This window comes from Labrys sp. ALF-8 (assembly GCF_059699065.1).
In genome coordinates this window covers 1,157,075-1,174,339 of record NZ_AP048538.1, presented here as the reverse complement: position 1 = coordinate 1,174,339, position 17,265 = coordinate 1,157,075, and the positions used below count along the sequence as shown (strand labels likewise).

At 62.7% G+C, this 17,265-nt stretch carries 14 protein-coding genes; all 14 read left to right on the top strand.

All coding sequences use genetic code 11. From position 1 onward, the window contains the following. Window positions 1–72 precede the first annotated feature (72 nt). The 14 genes from nuoG to AC6H34_RS25310 all read left to right on the top strand — a co-directional run bounded on the left by nuoG (window position 73) and on the right by AC6H34_RS25310 (window position 17,262). Window positions 73–2,151 carry an NADH-quinone oxidoreductase subunit NuoG gene (nuoG, locus tag AC6H34_RS25375; protein WP_497540630.1) on the top strand — a complete coding sequence of 693 codons (2,079 nt, stop codon included), beginning with the start codon at window positions 73–75 and terminating at the stop codon, window positions 2,149–2,151. A 15-nt stretch (window positions 2,152–2,166) separates the two neighbouring features. Next, window positions 2,167–3,213, top strand: coding sequence for an NADH-quinone oxidoreductase subunit NuoH (gene nuoH, locus AC6H34_RS25370; RefSeq protein ID WP_448147719.1), 1,047 nt, complete (start codon window positions 2,167–2,169; stop codon window positions 3,211–3,213). Continuing rightward, entirely contained in the window at window positions 3,210–3,728 is a 519-nt protein-coding gene (gene nuoI / locus AC6H34_RS25365) for an NADH-quinone oxidoreductase subunit NuoI (protein WP_497540629.1), read from the top strand. The genes nuoH and nuoI overlap by 4 nt, the downstream gene beginning before the upstream one ends. Before the next feature lie 106 nt (window positions 3,729–3,834). Continuing rightward, on the top strand, window positions 3,835–4,443 hold the full coding sequence (locus tag AC6H34_RS25360) for an NADH-quinone oxidoreductase subunit J (protein WP_448147717.1): 609 nt from the start codon (window positions 3,835–3,837) through the stop codon (window positions 4,441–4,443). 2 nt (window positions 4,444–4,445) lie between these two features. Beyond that, window positions 4,446–4,754 carry an NADH-quinone oxidoreductase subunit NuoK gene (nuoK, locus tag AC6H34_RS25355; protein ID WP_284311687.1) on the top strand — a complete coding sequence of 103 codons (309 nt, stop codon included), beginning with the start codon at window positions 4,446–4,448 and terminating at the stop codon, window positions 4,752–4,754. Between the two features lie 4 nt (window positions 4,755–4,758). Next, window positions 4,759–6,876 carry an NADH-quinone oxidoreductase subunit L gene (gene nuoL, locus AC6H34_RS25350; protein ID WP_497540628.1) on the top strand — a complete coding sequence of 706 codons (2,118 nt, stop codon included), beginning with the start codon at window positions 4,759–4,761 and terminating at the stop codon, window positions 6,874–6,876. Beyond that, the gene (locus tag AC6H34_RS25345; RefSeq protein WP_448147715.1) at window positions 6,876–8,375 is read left to right on the top strand and encodes an NADH-quinone oxidoreductase subunit M; all 1,500 of its coding nucleotides are present in this window, start codon (window positions 6,876–6,878) and stop codon (window positions 8,373–8,375) included. The genes nuoL and AC6H34_RS25345 overlap by 1 nt, the downstream gene beginning before the upstream one ends. Before the next feature lie 14 nt (window positions 8,376–8,389). Then, window positions 8,390–9,817, top strand: a complete 1,428-nt coding sequence (gene nuoN / locus AC6H34_RS25340) for an NADH-quinone oxidoreductase subunit NuoN (protein ID WP_448147714.1) — start codon at window positions 8,390–8,392, stop codon at window positions 9,815–9,817. 13 nt (window positions 9,818–9,830) lie between these two features. Then, complete coding sequence (locus tag AC6H34_RS25335) at window positions 9,831–10,604, top strand: biotin--[acetyl-CoA-carboxylase] ligase (protein ID WP_497540627.1); 774 nt, start codon at window positions 9,831–9,833, stop codon at window positions 10,602–10,604. A gap of 65 nt (window positions 10,605–10,669) precedes the next feature. Beyond that, window positions 10,670–12,340: a ribonuclease J gene (locus AC6H34_RS25330; protein WP_497540626.1), complete on the top strand. Its 1,671-nt coding sequence runs from the start codon at window positions 10,670–10,672 to the stop codon at window positions 12,338–12,340. 112 nt (window positions 12,341–12,452) lie between these two features. Further along, a complete protein-coding gene (ilvD, locus tag AC6H34_RS25325; RefSeq protein WP_448147711.1) occupies window positions 12,453–14,291 on the top strand; it encodes a dihydroxy-acid dehydratase in 1,839 nt (612 codons plus the stop codon). Between the two features lie 297 nt (window positions 14,292–14,588). Continuing rightward, complete coding sequence (locus tag AC6H34_RS25320) at window positions 14,589–15,533, top strand: ABC transporter substrate-binding protein (RefSeq protein ID WP_497540625.1); 945 nt, start codon at window positions 14,589–14,591, stop codon at window positions 15,531–15,533. Window positions 15,534–15,706: 173 nt separating this feature from the next. Continuing rightward, window positions 15,707–16,480: an ABC transporter permease gene (locus tag AC6H34_RS25315; protein WP_448147710.1), complete on the top strand. Its 774-nt coding sequence runs from the start codon at window positions 15,707–15,709 to the stop codon at window positions 16,478–16,480. Next, window positions 16,477–17,262, top strand: a complete 786-nt coding sequence (locus AC6H34_RS25310) for an ABC transporter ATP-binding protein (protein WP_497540624.1) — start codon at window positions 16,477–16,479, stop codon at window positions 17,260–17,262. The genes AC6H34_RS25315 and AC6H34_RS25310 overlap by 4 nt, the downstream gene beginning before the upstream one ends. The last annotated feature ends 3 nt before the right edge of the window (window positions 17,263–17,265 follow it).

Here is a 17,265-nt window from a genome sequence, read left to right as displayed (position 1 = left end):
ATTTTGCGAAGTCGAGTTTGGAAAGAGTCTGGACTGCGTTCCGTGGTCCCGGCCTGATCGTCAAGGTTATCCATGGCCAAGTTGATCGTCGACGGACAGGAAATCGAGGTTCCGGCGGAGTATACGCTCCTCCAGGCCTGCGAGGTTGCGGGGGCCGAAATCCCGCGTTTCTGCTTCCATGAGCGCCTGTCCATTGCCGGCAATTGCCGCATGTGTCTGGTCGAAGTGAAGGGAGGGCCGCCCAAGCCCACCGCTTCCTGCGCCATGGCCGTGCGCGACCTGCGTCCCGGCCCGAACGGCGAGCCGCCCGTCGTGCTCACCAAGAGCCCGATGGTGAAGAAAGCGCGCGAGGGGGTGATGGAATTCCTCCTCATCAACCATCCCTTGGATTGCCCGATTTGCGATCAGGGCGGTGAGTGCGACCTGCAGGACCAGGCCATGGCCTACGGCGTCGACAAGAACCGCTACGCCGAGAACAAGCGCGCCGTCGAGGACAAGTATATCGGCCCGCTCGTAAAGACGGTGATGAACCGTTGCATCCATTGCACGCGTTGTGTCCGCTTCACGACCGAGGTGGCGGGCGTCTCCGAGCTCGGCGCGATCGGCCGTGGCGAGGATATGGAGATTACGACCTATCTCGAGAAGGCGATGACGTCGGAGCTTCAGGGCAATGTGCTCGACCTCTGCCCGGTCGGCGCGCTGACCTCCAAGCCCTACGAGTTCCATGCCCGGCCTTGGGAATTGTCGAAGACCGAGTCCGTCGATGTGATGGATGCGGTCGGATCGGCAATCCGGATCGATGCCCGCGGCCGTGAAGTCATGCGCATCATGCCGCGTACGAACGATGCGGTGAACGAAGAGTGGATCTCCGACAAGGCCCGGTTCATCTGGGACGGTCTGCGCACGCAGCGCCTCGACAGGCCGTATCTGCGCGTTGATGGCCGCCTGAAGGCTGCGACCTGGCAGGAAGCCTTCGCGGCCATCGCTGCAAGGCTCAAGGTGGCCAAGCCGGAGCGCATCGGCGCCATTGGGGGCGATCTCGCGGCCGTGGAGGAGCTCTATGCCCTCAAGGACCTGATTACCCGCCTCGGTTCGAAGAACATCGATGCTCGTCAGGACGGGGCCAGGATCGATCCCTCGCTTGGTCGCGCGAGCTATCTCTTCAATCCGACCATTGCCGGGATCGAGGAAGCCGACGCCATCCTTCTGGTCGGCACGAACCCGCGCAGGGAAGCGGCCGTGCTCAACGCCCGCATCCGCAAGCGCTGGCTGCGTGGCACCAAGGTCGCCCTGATCGGTGAACAGGCCGATCTGACCTACACCTATGACTATCTGGGCGCGGGTGCCGACACGCTGGCCGACCTTGCTGCCGGCAACGGCGCATTCGCCGAAGTTCTGAAGAATGCGGCCAAGCCGATCATCATCGTCGGTGCCGGTGCCTACGCCCGTGTCGACGGCGCCGCGCTGCTCTCGCTCGCTGCCAAGGCTGCCGGCGCGCTCGGCGTTGTCAAGGACGGCTGGAACGGTTTCGGCGTGCTGCACAATGCCGCCTCCCGTGTCGGCGCACTCGATATCGGCTTCGTGCCGGGCGAGGGCGGTCTCGACGTGGCCGGCATGACGAAGGCCGGTGTGCTCGACGTGCTGTTCCTGCTCGGTGCCGATGAGGTCACGGTCGAGCCGGGCGCCTTCGTCGTCTACCAGGGCAGCCATGGCGATCGCGGCGCCCACCGCGCCGACGTCATCCTGCCGGCCGCCGCCTATCCGGAGCGCTCGGGCCTCTACGTCAATACCGAAGGTCGCGTTCAGCTTTCCAACCGGGCGGCCTTCCCGCCCGGCGAGGCGCGCGAGGACTGGGCGATCCTGCGTGCGCTTTCCGAGGTGCTCGGCGTCAAGCTCGGCTACGACTCCCTCGGCGCGCTGCGGAAGACCCTCGTGGCTGCATTCCCGCATTTCGGTGCGGTCGATCAGGTCGTACCCGGCGATCCGGCTGCAGTCGCCAAGCTGGCCGATGTCGGCGGTACGCCCGACAAGGCTGCCTTCGCGGTGGCGATCAGCGATTTCTATCTGACCAATCCCATCGCACGCGCATCGGCGGTGATGGCGCAGTGTTCGCAGCTCGCCTCAGGCGCTCTGCCGTTGGCTGCGGAATAAGGGGCGAGCGAAAGAATGACGCTTTACAGCTTCCTCGTCACCGTGGGCCTGCCGCTGATCTACAGCCTGGTACTGCTGGTCTGTCTCCTGGTCTTCATCGCCTACTACCTGCTGGCGGACCGCAAGATCTGGGCTGCGGTGCAGCTTCGCCGCGGCCCGAACGTAGTCGGGCCCTTTGGCCTGTTCCAGTCCTTCGCCGACCTTCTGAAATTCGTGCTCAAGGAGCCGGTGGTCCCGGCCGGCGCCAACAAGGGCGTCTTCCTGCTGGCGCCGCTGGTGACCTGCGTGCTTGCGCTGTCGGCGTGGGCGGTGCTGCCGATCACTTCGGGCGTGATGATTGCCAACATCAATGTCGGCATCCTCTACGTGTTCGCCATCTCCTCGCTGGGTGTCTACGGCACCATCATGGCGGGCTGGGCCTCGAACTCGAAGTACCCCTTCCTCTCGGCTCTGCGCGCAGCCGCCCAGATGGTGTCCTACGAAGTCTCCATCGGTTTCGTGATCATCACGGTGCTGCTGTGCGCCGGTTCTCTGAACCTCACCACGATCGTCGAGGCGCAGCAGACCCGGGGTCTCGCCAGCCTGCTTGGCGTGCCGTGGCTGACCTTCCTGAACTGGTACTGGCTGCCGCTCTTCCCGATGTTCATCATCTTCTTCGTCTCGGCCCTCGCCGAAACGAACCGGCCGCCCTTCGATCTGGCCGAAGCCGAGTCCGAACTCGTGGCCGGTTTCATGGTCGAGTATGCTTCGACACCGTACCTCTTGTTCATGCTCGGCGAGTACGTGGCCATCATGACCATGTGCGCGCTCACCACCATCCTGTTCCTGGGTGGCTGGTCGGCACCGGTGTCGTTCCTGCCGTCCTGGGGCATCTTCGGCTTCGTCTGGTTCTTCCTGAAGGTGAGTTTCGTCTTCTTCATGTTCGCGATGGTGAAGGCCTTCGTGCCGCGCTATCGCTACGACCAGCTGATGCGTCTCGGCTGGAAAGTGTTCCTGCCGCTGTCGATCACCATGGTCGTGATCGTCGCCGGCTTCCTCCAGATTACCGGGTGGGCGCCATGACGACTACCAATGCGAGCCGTCCCAGGGTTGGCCTCGACCAGGCTGCCAAGTCGCTGTTCCTCAAGGAGTTCGTGTCGGCCTTCTTCCTGTCGATGCGCTATTTCTTCAAGCCGAAGGCGACGCTGAACTATCCGTTCGAGAAGGGCCGCCTTTCGCCGCGTTTCCGTGGCGAGCACGCCTTGCGTCGCTATCCCAACGGCGAGGAACGCTGCATCGCCTGCAAGCTGTGCGAGGCGATCTGCCCGGCGCAGGCCATCACAATCGAGGCCGGTCCGCGCGGCAATGACGGCACCCGCCGCACGACGCGCTACGACATCGACATGGTGAAGTGCATCTATTGCGGCTTCTGCCAGGAAGCCTGCCCGGTGGACGCCATCGTGGAAGGTCCGAACTTCGAGTTCGCGGTCGAGACGCGCGAGGAGCTCTTCTACGACAAGGAGCGCCTGCTTTCGAACGGTGACCGCTGGGAGCGGGAAATCGCCAAGAATATCGCCAAGGACGCGCCTTATCGTTGAGGGGCGTCCGGTTCCCGAGAGGGAGCCGAAGACAAATTAGGCCCCCGGCCGATCCGGGGCGGTACGATGTAGACGGCGCGGAGACGGGCCGGAGAGGGGTTTGAACATGAATGTGGCGACAGCCTTTTTTTACCTGTTCGCCTTTGTTTGCGTGGCATCGGCCTTGATGGTCATCCTGGCCCGCAACCCTGTGCATTCGGTGCTCTATCTGATCCTGGCCTTCGTCAATGCGGCGGGTCTGTTCCTGCTGGCCGGGGCGGAGTTCCTGGCGATGATGCTGATCGTCGTCTATGTCGGCGCGGTCGCCGTGCTCTTCCTCTTCGTGGTGATGATGCTCGACGTTGACTTCACCGAGCTGCGCCAGGGCTTCCTGCAATATCTGCCGATCGGCTTCTTGGTCGGCCTGATCGTGCTGATCGAGCTTCTGATGGTGGTCGTGAGCTGGGTGATCTCGCCCGGCGTGGTACCGAACCCCGCCACCAGGATCGACACGTCGGTCACCAACACCGAGGCGTTCGGCCACGTTCTCTACACGCAGTATGTCTTCTTCTTCGAAGGGGCGGGCCTGGTGCTGCTGGTCGCCATGATCGGCGCCATCGTGCTGACCCTCCGACACAAGGAAGGCGTCAAGCGGCAAAATCCGGCTCTGCAATCGGCGCGTACCAAGGCGCAGTCGGTTGAGGTCATCAAGGTTCAGCCAGGGCAGGGGATCTGACAATGGCCGTCGATCTTTCCAATTTTCTTGCCGTTGCAGCCGTTCTCTTCACCATCGGCGTGCTGGGCATTTTCATCAACCGCAAGAATGTCATCGTCATCCTGATGTCGGTGGAGCTCATTCTCCTGTCGGTGAACATCAATATGGTCGCCTTTTCGGCAGCGCTGCACGACATTACGGGCCAGGTGTTCACCCTCCTGATCCTCACCGTCGCCGCCGCCGAGGCCGCGATCGGTCTGGCTATTCTCGTGGCGTTCTACCGCAACCGCGGCTCGATCGCCGTCGAAGACATCAACGTTATGAAGGGCTGAGGGCGTGTATAACGCAATTGTCTTCCTGCCGCTCCTCGGCTTCCTGATCGCCGGCATCGCCAATATGCTCACCTGGCGGCTGGCCCCGGCCAACGCCGCCGAGACCTCGGGCCACGGCCATGACGACCATGGTCATGGCGGTGACGATCATGCCGCCGACGCGCATGGCCACGATGATCATGGCCATGACGACCATGCGGTCGAGCCGTCTCCTCACTCCGACGGCAAGATCCGCTTTGCCGAATACCTTACGACGGGCCTGCTCTTCGTCTCCTGCCTGCTCTCCTGGATCGCCTTCTTCAACGTGGGCTTCGCTGGCAATACGGCCACGGTGCCGGTACTCGACTGGATTCATGTCGGCAAGCTGCAGATCGACTGGGCGCTGCGCGTCGATACGCTCACGGCCGTGATGCTCGTCGTCGTCACCACGGTGTCCTCACTCGTCCACCTCTACTCCATTTCCTACATGGAAGAGGATCCGTTCCGGCCGCGCTTCTTCGCCTATCTGTCGCTGTTCACCTTCGCCATGCTCATGCTGGTGACCTCCGACAATCTGGTGCAGATGTTCTTCGGCTGGGAAGGCGTGGGCCTGGCTTCCTACCTGCTGATCGGTTTCTGGTTCAAGAAGCCCTCCGCCAATGCCGCGGCGATCAAGGCCTTCGTGGTCAACCGGGTCGGCGACTTCGGCTTCTCGCTCGGCATTTTTGCGGTCTTCGTGATCTTCGGCCAGGTTGGCTTCGAGGGCATTTTCCACGACGCCGCGTCCAAGGCTTCGACCACGATCCATTTTCTTGGCCATGACTTGCCGGCACTGGAAGTCGCCTGCTTCCTGCTCTTCATGGGCGCGATGGGCAAGTCGGCACAGTTTCTGCTGCATACGTGGCTGCCGGACGCCATGGAAGGCCCGACGCCGGTCTCCGCCCTCATCCATGCGGCGACCATGGTCACCGCCGGCATCGTGATGGTGGCCCGCCTCTCGCCGCTGTTCCAGCATGCGCCGGAAGCCCTAACGTTCGTCACCTTCATCGGTGGCACCACCGCCTTCTTCGCCGCCACCGTCGGCCTGGTGCAGAACGACATCAAGCGCGTCATCGCCTACTCGACGTGCTCTCAGCTCGGCTACATGTTCGTCGCGCTGGGCGTCGGCGCCTATAATGTCGGCGTCTTCCACCTCTTTACCCATGCCTTCTTCAAGGCGCTGCTGTTCCTTGGTGCCGGCTCGGTCATCCATGCCATGCATCATGAGCAGGACATGCGGAAGATGGGCGGTCTGAAGGAAAAGATCCCGCTCACTTATTGGGCGATGATCATCGGCACGCTGGCGCTGACCGGCTTCGGCATTCCCTTCACGCAGATCGGCTTTGCTGGCTTCAACTCCAAGGACGGCATCATCGAGGCTGCCTGGGCCGCCTATGCGGAGAGCGGAGGTCTCGTGCCGCTCTATGCCTTCTGCATGACGGTGATCGCCGCGCTGATGACGTCGTTCTATTCATGGCGCCTGATCTACATGACGTTCCATGGCGAAACGCGCGCCGATCGTCATGTCTATGATCATGCCCATGAATCTCCGATGCCGATGATGATCCCGCTGGCAGTGCTTTCGCTTGGCGCCGTCCTCGCCGGCATGGTCTTCCACTATTCCTTCGCCACCACGGAGGGCTTGGAAGGCTTCTGGCGCGAGGCGATCTCGGTGGGCGAGGGCGAGAAGATCCTCGAGGGCATGGAGCACGTTCCGTGGCTTGTGCATCTCGCGCCGTTCGTGATGATGGCGGTCGGCTGGGTCACCGCTTGGTACATGTATCGCGTCAACCCATCGGTGCCGGCCCGTATCGCCGAGCGCAATCCGGTGCTCTACCAGTTCCTGCTCAACAAGTGGTACTTCGACGAGATCTATGACTGGGCCTTCGTGCGCCCGGCCAAGTGGCTCGGCCGGTTCCTGTGGAAGAAGGGTGACGGCGCCACCATCGACGGCCTTGGCCCGGATGGTATCTCGGCCCGCGTCGTCGACGTCACCCGCGGTGTCGTCAAGCTGCAGTCGGGATACCTCTATCACTATGCCTTCGCCATGCTGATCGGCATCGCGGCCCTGTTCACTTGGTCCATGCTCGGAGGCACGCACTGATGTCCTGGCCGGTTCTTTCCGTCACGACGTTCCTGCCGCTGGTCGGTGTCGTCCTCATGCTGATCCTTCGGGGCGATCCCGAGGGCATCAAGCGCAACTCCCGCATCATCTCCCTGTGGACCACGCTGGCGACTTTCGTCGTCTCCTTGTTTCCGCTGTTCGCCTTCGATCCCTCGAACACCAACTTCCAGTTCGTCGAGACGGCCAACTGGCTGGGCGGCACCACCGGCGGGGCGATCAGCTACCGAATGGGTGTGGACGGCATCTCGCTGCCCTTCGTTGTGCTGACGACCTTCCTCATGCCCTTCTGCATCCTCGCCTCCTGGCGTTCGATCCAGACGCGCGTGCGTGAATACATGATCGCCTTCCTGGTGCTCGAAACGCTGATGATCGGCGTATTCTGCGCCCAGGACATCGTGCTGTTCTATCTGTTCTTCGAAGGCGGCCTGATCCCGATGTTCCTCATCATCGGCATCTGGGGTGGCCAGCGCCGCATCTACGCCAGCTTCAAGTTCTTCCTCTATACGCTGCTCGGCTCGGTGCTGATGCTCGTCGCCATCATGGCGATGTACTGGCAGGCAGGGTCTTCCGATATCGCGGTGCTGCTCAAGCACCAGTTCCCCGCGCATATGCAGACCTATCTCTGGCTGGCCTTCTTTGCCTCCTTCGCGGTAAAGATGCCGATGTGGCCGGTGCATACCTGGCTTCCGGACGCCCATGTGGAAGCGCCGACGGCAGGCTCCGTCATCCTGGCCGGCATCCTGCTGAAGATGGGCGGCTACGGTTTCATCCGCTTCTCGCTCCCGATGTTCCCGGCGGCATCCGAGTATTTCGCGCCGCTCGTCTTCACGCTCTCGGTCGTCGCCATCGTCTACACCTCGCTGGTGGCGCTGATGCAGGAGGACATCAAGAAGCTTATCGCCTATTCGTCGGTCGCCCATATGGGTTTCGTGACGATGGGTCTCTTCTCGATGAACGAGCAGGGCGTGCAGGGCGCGATCTTCCAGATGATCTCGCACGGCATCGTCTCCGGCGCACTCTTCCTGTGCGTGGGCGTGGTCTACGACCGGATGCACACCCGCGAGATCGCGGCCTATGGCGGCATCGTCAACCGCATGCCCTGGTATGCGCTGGCTCTGATGGTGTTCACGATGGCCAATGTGGGCCTGCCCGGCACTTCCGGCTTCATCGGCGAGTTCCTTACCCTGGTCGGCGCTTTCTCGACCAATACCTGGGTCGCCTTCTTCGCGACCTTCGGCGTGATCCTGTCGGCTGCCTATGCGCTCTGGCTCTACCGCCGCGTCGTCTACGGCGCGCTGGAGAAGCCGAGCCTGGCCGGCATCGCCGACCTGACGTGGCGCGAATTCGCCATTCTCACTCCGCTCGTGCTGCTCACTATCTATTTCGGCATCTACCCGAAGCCGATCCTGACGATGAGCGAGGCGGCAGTCACCAATCTCATCCAGGCGGCCAAAGCTGCCACCGTAGCGCTTAACTGATCCGAAGGTCCGCCATGTCTGCCACTGAAATCGCAACGGCCCTTCCCGAGATCGTCCTGGTTCTCGGCGCCATCGCGCTCCTGATGATCGGGGTGTTCACCGCTCCGCGCGGCTACGGCATGGTGAGCGTGCTCTCCGTGCTGGTTCTCCTAGTGGCCCTCGTCCTCACGGCGACGGGCCATGACGGCAAGGCCTTCAACGGCTCCTTCTCGGTGGATGCCTTCTCCCGCTTCACCAAGATCCTGGTGCTGATCGGTGCCGGTGCCGCCATCCTGATGTCGAGTGACTTCCTCCGGGCCAAGAACATCGAGAAGTTCGAGTATCCGGTGATGATCTTGCTGGCCACGACCGGCATGATGATGATGCTGTCGGCAAACGACCTGATCGCGCTTTACATCGGGCTCGAACTGCAGTCGCTGGCTCTCTATGTCGTGGCTTCGATCCATCGCGACGATCTGAAGTCCACCGAAGCCGGCCTGAAGTACTTCGTCCTCGGCGCTCTCTCGTCAGGCATGCTGCTGTATGGCGCCTCCCTCATCTATGGCTTTTCCGGTACGATCACCTTCGATGGCATCGCCCTGGCGGTGAAGGATCACGTTGGCCTCGGCCTGGTGTTCGGCATCGTCTTCCTGATGGCGGGGTTGGCGTTCAAGATCTCGGCCGTGCCTTTCCACATGTGGACGCCGGACGTCTATGAGGGCGCCCCGACACCCGTGACGACGCTGTTCGCGGGCGCGCCGAAGATCGCCGCCATGGGCCTGCTGGTGCGCGTGATCATTACCTCCTTTCCTTCGGCGCTGGCGCAATGGCAGCAGATCGTGGTGTTCATTTCCATCGCCTCGATGGCGCTGGGCTCCTTCGCCGCCATCGGCCAGAGCAACATCAAGCGACTGATGGCCTATTCCTCGATCGGCCACATGGGCTTCGCGCTCGTGGGGCTCGCTGCGGGGACGGTGGAAGGGGTGCAGGGCGTCCTGACCTATCTGGCGCTCTATCTGGGCATGACCCTCGGCGTCTTCGCCGTAATCCTGTCGATGAAGCGCAACGGCGTTTACGTCGAGAACATTTCCGATCTTGCCGGCCTTTCCAGTTCGCGCCCGGCTGTGGCCTATGTACTGGCCGCCCTGATGTTTTCGCTGGCGGGCATTCCCCCGCTTTCCGGCTTCTTTGCGAAGTGGTACGTCTTCGTCGCGGCGGTCCATGCCAATCTCTATTGGCTGGCCGTGCTCGGCGTGCTTTCGAGCGTGGTGGGGTGCTACTACTATCTGCGTATCGTGAAGGTGATGTTCTTCGATGCTCCGGCGCCGGATTTCGAGCCCATGCCGAACATCTTGAAGGCCGTGCTGGTGGTTGCCGCCATTTCTCTCGCCTTCGTGCTCTATCCCTCGATCGTCAACGCGCCCGCTGCCGCGGCGGCTGCTTCCCTGTGGCCGGCGGGTTGATTTCTCCGAGGCAATGAAACTAGGCTCTGGGGCACAGGCGGCAGGCTTCCGTCACCTTCATCTCGACATGGCTGGGTCAACCAATGTCGAGGCCTTGGCGCGCGGGCACGAGGACCGGCTCTGGGTCACTGCCCGCGAACAATCGGCAGGCAAGGGACGTCGCGGCCGAGCCTGGACATCCCCGCCCGGCAATCTCTATGCCTCGCTCGTGCTGGTAAACCCTGCCGAGCCCAGGCGCGCGGCAGATCTTTGCTTCGTCGCCGCGCTGGCACTCAGTGACGCCGTCTTTGCCACCGCGCCGCGTGCCGCTGTCGGCATGGCGCTCAAATGGCCCAACGATATCCTGATCGAAGGGGCCAAGGTGGCCGGTATCCTCGTTGAAGGCGCGCATGCCGGAGACCGCTTCACGGCCGTCATCGGCTGTGGCGTCAACATCGCCAGCCATCCCGGATCGACTCCCTACCCGGCCACCCATCTGGCGGCCAGCGACACGTCGCTGAATGTGGAGAACTATTTCTCCGCTTTGTCCGACGCCTTTGCGGCGCGTCTGGAGATGTGGCAACGCGGGGCGGGCTTTGCCGAGATTCGCAGGGCCTGGCTCGCGCGCGCGGCCGGGCTCGGGCGGCGTATCGTGGTCCGCCTGCCCTCGGGAGACATCCACGGTGTCTTCGAGGCGCTCGACAGCGAAGGCGCGCTGATCCTCCTGGACGATGCCGGCCATCGACGCCCGGTCTCGGCCGGCGAGATTTTCTTCCCGGGACTCGTTCCAAGTTCCATCGATTTATGAATGCGGTGGCTGCAGACCCTGCGGCGCGAAGTGAATGGCGCCTTGCGCCTTGTTAGGAGCCTGTGATGGCACGCGATACCACCGATCTCGTCTTCTGTGCCCTTGGCGGCATAGGCGAGATCGGTATGAACATGGCGCTCTATGGTTACGGACCGCCGAACAAACGCCAATGGCTCATGGTCGATTGTGGCGTCTCCTTCGCCGACGAGAACCTTCCGGGCGTCGATCTCGTGATGCCGGATACCCGTTTCATCGAGGCACAGCGCAAGAACCTCACGGGAATCGTGCTGACGCACGCGCATGAGGATCATTTCGGCGCGCTCGTCCATCTCTGGCCGAAGCTGCAGGTGCCCGTGTACGCCACGAAATTCACGGCGGCCCTGCTGGAGGCCAAGCGCCTGCATGAGCCCGATGCCCCGCAGATCGATATCCGAGTCATCCCCTCGCAAGCCCGGTTCACGCTCGGCTCGTTCGATATCGAACTCATCAACGTGGCTCATTCCATTCCCGAATCGAATGCCCTCGCTATCCGAACCCCGGCCGGAATGGTCGTGCATACGGGCGACTGGAAGATCGACGAGACACCCGTCATTCCTCCCTTGACCGATGGGGAAAAGCTGAAGGCCCTGGGTGACGAAGGCGTGCTGGCGCTGGTGTGCGATTCCACCAATGCCATCCGCGAGGGCCGTTCGCCTTCGGAGCGCGATGTCGCCAAGAGCCTTGCGGAAATCATCGCCTCGAAGAAGGGCAGGGTGGCGATCACCACCTTCGCCTCGAATGTCGGCCGCATCCGTTCGATCGCGGAGGCGGCGATGCAGAACGATCGCAGCATCGTCATCGTCGGTCGTGCCATGGAGCGCGTCTGCCAGGTCGCTCGGGAATGCGGCCTGCTGGACGGTATCCCGGATTTCCTGAGCCCGGAGAATTACGGCTTCCTGCCACGCGAAAAGGTCGTCGCCGTGCTCACCGGCAGCCAGGGCGAGCCGCGTGCGGCGCTGGCACGTATCGCCCGTGGAGAGCACCCCGAGGTGAGGCTCGCGAAGGGTGATACGGTGATCTTCTCCTCGCGCACCATTCCGGGCAACGAGAAGGCGGTCGGTAACATCATCAACGGCCTGGTCAAGCAAGGGGCCGAGATCGTGACGGACCGCAACCAGCTCGTGCATGTTTCCGGTCATCCCCGCCGGGGCGAACTCACGGACATGTATCACTGGACGCGCCCGAAGATCGCCATTCCCGTGCATGGCGAAGCCTGGCACCTGTCGGAACACGCCGAACTCGCCCGTTCGCTGGGTGTGCCCGAAGTGATCGCCGTCGGTGATGGCCAGATCATTGCACTCCGCGCCGGGGATACCAGGGTTGTCGACGAGGCACCGACGGGCCGGCTGTGCCTGGACGGCGATATTCTGGTCAACGCGGGAGAGGAGACAATCCCGCAACGCCGGCGCCTGTCCTGGTCCGGTGCGGTGACGGTGGCGCTGGCCTTGTCCGAGAAGGGCGACATCGTCAGCGAGCCGGACGTGAAGTTTTCGGGCCTGCCGCTGAAGGTTGGCGATGGCCGGTCGATGGACGACGTCATCGCAGATGCCGCGCTCCTCGTGCTCGAAGGCTTGCCCAAGCCCAAGCGCCGCGATCCCGATGCCGTGGAACTGGCGGTCGAGCGGGCTGTCCGCTCGGCCGTCAACGCGGTCTGGGGCAAAAAGCCGGTCTGCCACGTGATCGTGCTGGTGGTATAGCGCCTGCGTTCCTGAAGGGCCGTGCTCTCCAGGAACGGCTTGCCTTCCAGCCGCGAGAGGCCCATATACGGACCCTTGTCCGACTTATTTGATATATGCATAGAGAAGAACCATGCCTGCCTATCGTTCCCGCACAACCACCCACGGCCGCAACATGGCCGGTGCTCGCGGCCTCTGGCGCGCGACTGGTATGAAGGATGGGGACTTCGGCAAGCCGATTATCGCGGTCGTAAACTCTTTCACGCAATTCGTGCCAGGGCACGTCCACCTGAAGGATCTGGGCCAGCTCGTGGCGCGCGAGATCGAACAGGCGGGCGGCGTCGCCAAGGAGTTCAATACCATCGCGGTGGATGACGGCATCGCCATGGGCCATGACGGCATGCTCTATTCGCTGCCCTCGCGCGAACTCATCGCCGACAGCGTCGAGTACATGGTGAACGCCCATTGCGCCGATGCAATGGTGTGCATCTCCAATTGCGACAAGATCACTCCTGGCATGCTGATGGCGGCGCTGCGCCTCAACATTCCCGCCGTGTTCGTCTCTGGCGGCCCCATGGAGGCCGGCAAGGTTGTGCTCGGTGGCAAGCAGAAGGCCCTCGACCTGGTCGACGCCATGGTCGCCGCGGCCGACGACAAGGTTTCAGACGCCGATGTGAAGGTCATCGAGCGTTCAGCCTGCCCGACCTGCGGCTCATGCTCCGGCATGTTTACCGCGAACTCGATGAACTGCCTTACCGAGGCCCTTGGCCTGTCGCTGCCCGGCAATGGTTCGACGCTGGCCACCCATGCCGACCGCAAGCGCCTGTTCGTCGAAGCCGGCCACCTGATCGTCGACCTCGCCCGTCGCTACTACGAGCAGGATGACGAGAGCGTGCTGCCGCGCAACGTCGCGAATTTCGGTGCCTTCGAGAACGCGATGACGCTTGATATCGCCATGGGCGGCTCGACCAACACCGTGCTGCATATCCTCGCGGCGGCCAACGAAGGCGAGATCCCGTTCACGATGGACGATATCGATCGTCTCTCGCGCCGCGTGCCCGTGCTTTGCAAGGTGGCACCTGCCGTCTCCCACGTGCATATGGAGGACGTGCATCGCGCCGGCGGCATCATGGGCATCCTGGGCGAGCTCGACCGTGCCGGCCTCATCAACCGCGACCTTCCGACCGTCCATTCGGCCAGCATGGCCGAAGCACTGGACCGTTGGGATATTGCCCGCACCAAGAGCGAGAGCGTGCGCGATTTCTTTCGCGCCGCGCCGGGCGGGGTGCCGACGCAGACTGCCTTCAGCCAGGAGCGCCGCTGGGACGAGGTCGATCTCGATCGCGAGAAGGGGGTCATCCGCGACGCAGAGCACGCCTATTCCAAGGACGGCGGCCTCGCTGTGCTCAAGGGCAACCTGGCCCTCGAAGGCTGTATCGTGAAGACAGCAGGCGTGGACGAGTCGATCCTCAAATTCTCCGGCCCTGCGGTGGTGTTCGAAAGCCAGGATGCGGCTGTCGATGGAATTCTCAACGGAAAGGTGAAGGCGGGCGACGTCGTCGTCATCCGTTATGAGGGACCCCGCGGCGGGCCGGGCATGCAGGAAATGCTCTATCCCACCAGCTATCTGAAGTCGAAAGGCCTCGGCAAGGCCTGTGCGTTGATCACCGATGGCCGCTTCTCCGGCGGTACGTCGGGCCTTTCGATCGGCCATGTCTCTCCTGAAGCGGAAGAGGGCGGGACGATCGGGCTGGTGGAGCCGGGCGATTTGATCGAGATCGACATCCCCAACCGCAAGATCGTGCTGGCGGTTCCGGAGGAAGAGCTCGCCCGGCGTCGTCAGGCCAAGGGCAACGGGCCGTGGCGCCCGGCTGCGCCGCGCAAGCGCAAGGTAACGGCTGCACTTCGCGCCTATGCGTCGATGGCAACGAGCGCCGCGAAGGGTGCCGTGCGCCAGCTGCCTGAGTATTGAGCCGCGGGCACGACCGTCCGGTCTGAAATAGTCAATCCTGGATAAGGGGCGCAGCCATCGTGGCTAGCGCCCCTTCTTTTCGGAATTGTCGCCCTGCGTGGGGGGACGACGCGGCGACATTCGCGGAGCATGCCCGCGATGCCCTTTTTCGCGGCGCTCGCTGCCGAAAATATGCCCCCGTTCCACTTTGACAGCGCTTTTGAAAGCATGCGAGAAACATGAACTGCCGGTAATGTTTTCCGGCGGGCCGCATTCATTTTTCCAGTATTCACCGCGACGTCATAGGAGCGCATTCCCGTGAAAAAGACCCTGTTCGGCTTGTCCCTGGCCCTCTCCATAGGCTTGGCGGCGCCCGCCATGGCTGCGACGTCCGTCGCCATCGGCATCAGTGGCTGGACCGGCTTTGCGCCGTTGACGCTTGCCAAGGCGGCCGGCATTTTCGAGAAGCACGGGCTTGATGTCACGATCAAGAAGGTGCCGCAGGCCTCTCGCCCCCTGGCGATTGCGTCCGGGGATCTGCAGTGCGCCGCCACCACGGTCGAAACGTGGATTGTCTGGAACGCGAACGGCGTCGCCACCAAGCAGATCTTCCAGCTCGACAAATCCTATGGCGCCGACGGCATCGTGGCGCGCGGCGACATCAAGACCGTCGCCGATCTCAAGGGCAAGAAGGTGGCGAGCTCGGCACCCGGCACTTCGCCCTATTTCCTGCTCGCCTGGGTGCTGAACAAGAACGGGCTGAGCACCAAGGACGTCACCGTCGTCAATCTTGAGCCGGATGCGGCTGCGCAGGCCTTCCTGGCCGGACAGAACGATGCGGCGGTGAGCTATGAGCCCTACCTCTCCGCGGTGCGCGACAAGCCCGATCAAGGCCATATCCTGACCACGACGCTCGACTATCCCATGGTGATGGACACGCTCGGCTGCACTTCCGCTTTCCTCGATGCCAATCCCGACGCCGCGAAAGCACTGGCAGACAGCTATTTCGAGGCACTAGACATGATCAAGGCCGATCCCGGCAAGGCCAACAAGATCATGGGCGCCGATGTGAAGCAGTCTGCGGCCGAATTTGCGGATTCGGCCAAGTATCTGCGTTGGGCCGGCCGGGACGACAACAAGAAGTTCTTCAACGACGAGTTTCAGAGCTTCTCGAAGACTGCTGCCGATCTGCTCGTCCAGATGGGGCTGATCAACGCTGTGCCCGATGTCTCGACCCTTGCCGATACGCGTTTCGTGAACTGAGGGGAGTATTTTCTCCGCTCAAGGGGACCTGGCACATTCGGTCGAAGGGCGCGGGCAAGTCCTTTCCCATTGAGGGGAGGGACAGGCCTCGCTCTTTTCCGGCTGATTGAACTCGGCACGCAGCGAGGCGCGTTCGCTTTCGTTACTCCTCCATCTCGCACGGAACCCTATAATTGCGTCCACTCGAACCCATTGGAACGACACTCCGGATTATCCTGGGCATCTCGTTCTTCATCTTGTTCGTCGCCTTCTGGTCATGGCTGACCTTCGGCGGTCATGTCGCGCCGATCTTCCTTGCCAATCCGCTCAAGATGCTCGGCGACGGATGGGAACTGCTGACGCGCGAGAACTTCCTGCTCGATATCCTCATCACCGTCTGGCGCGTGGTCGGAGGCTTCCTGCTCGCCGCTGTCGTAGCCGTGCCGCTCGGCATTCTGATGGGCGCATGGAAGCCCGTGGAGGCTTTCCTTGAGCCCTTCGTCTCGTTTGCCCGGTATCTGCCAGCCTCCGCATTCCTGCCGCTGCTGATCCTCTGGGCCGGTACGGGCGAACTCGAGAAGCTGCTCGTGATCTTTCTCGGTTCGGTCTTCCAGATCATCCTCATGGTGGCCGTGTTTGTAGGCAATACGCGACGCGACCTGGTCGAAGCCGCCTATACGCTCGGGGCCGGCAGCACTAGCATCGTCAGGCGGGTGATCATTCCCGCCAATGCTCCCGATATCGCCGAGACGCTTCGCCTGGTTCTCGGCTGGGCCTGGACCTATGTCATCGTGGCCGAACTGATCGGGGCCTCCTCTGGCATCGGAAACATGATCATCTTCAGCCAGTCCAAGCTCGCTACCGGGCGTATCATTTTCGGCATCATCATCATCGGCCTGATCGGTCTCGTCTCCGACACCCTGTTCAAGTTCGTGAACCGCCGGCTCTTCGCCTGGAGGCTGGCATGAGCATGGTCAATATAAAGGGCGTCTCGCGCAGCTTCGCAGGCCGCGACGGCGGCGCGCCGGTGAAGGCGCTCCAGCCGATCGACCTCGCCATCGAACGAAATGACTTCATCACCATCCTCGGCCCATCGGGCTGCGGAAAGTCTACGCTCCTGCGCATCGTGGCCGGCCTCGATCGGCCGACGATCGGCTCAGTGGCGGTAAACGGCCATCCGGTCAAAGGGCCAGGGCGGGACCGGGGCATGGTATTCCAATCCTACACGCTCTTTCCCTGGCTGACCGTGGCAGAAAACGTCGCCTTCGGCCTTCATGAAAGCGGCATTCCCAACGAGGAGCGCCGTGCCATCGTGGCGCAGTGGCTGGAACGCGTTGGCCTTCAGAGCTTCGCGCAGCACTATCCAAAGCAGCTTTCCGGGGGCATGCAGCAGCGCACCGCAATCGCGCGCGCGCTCGCGAACAGTCCCGACATGCTGCTGCTCGACGAACCCTTCGGCGCCCTCGACAACCAGACGCGCAGCCTGATGCAGGAATTGCTGCTTGGCATATGGGAGAGAGAGGCCAAGACCATTCTCTTCGTGACGCACGACATCGAGGAAGCCATCTTCCTCGGCTCCCGCGTCGTGGTGATGTCGGCTCGGCCGGGACGCATCAAGACGATCCTGCCTGTGGATCTGCCGCATCCGCGCCACTACACGCTAAAGACGACGCCGGAGTTTTCGGAGCTGAAGCGCCGGCTTACGGAGGAAATCCGAGCCGAGGCGGTGCTGGCGGCCAACGAGCATTGACCG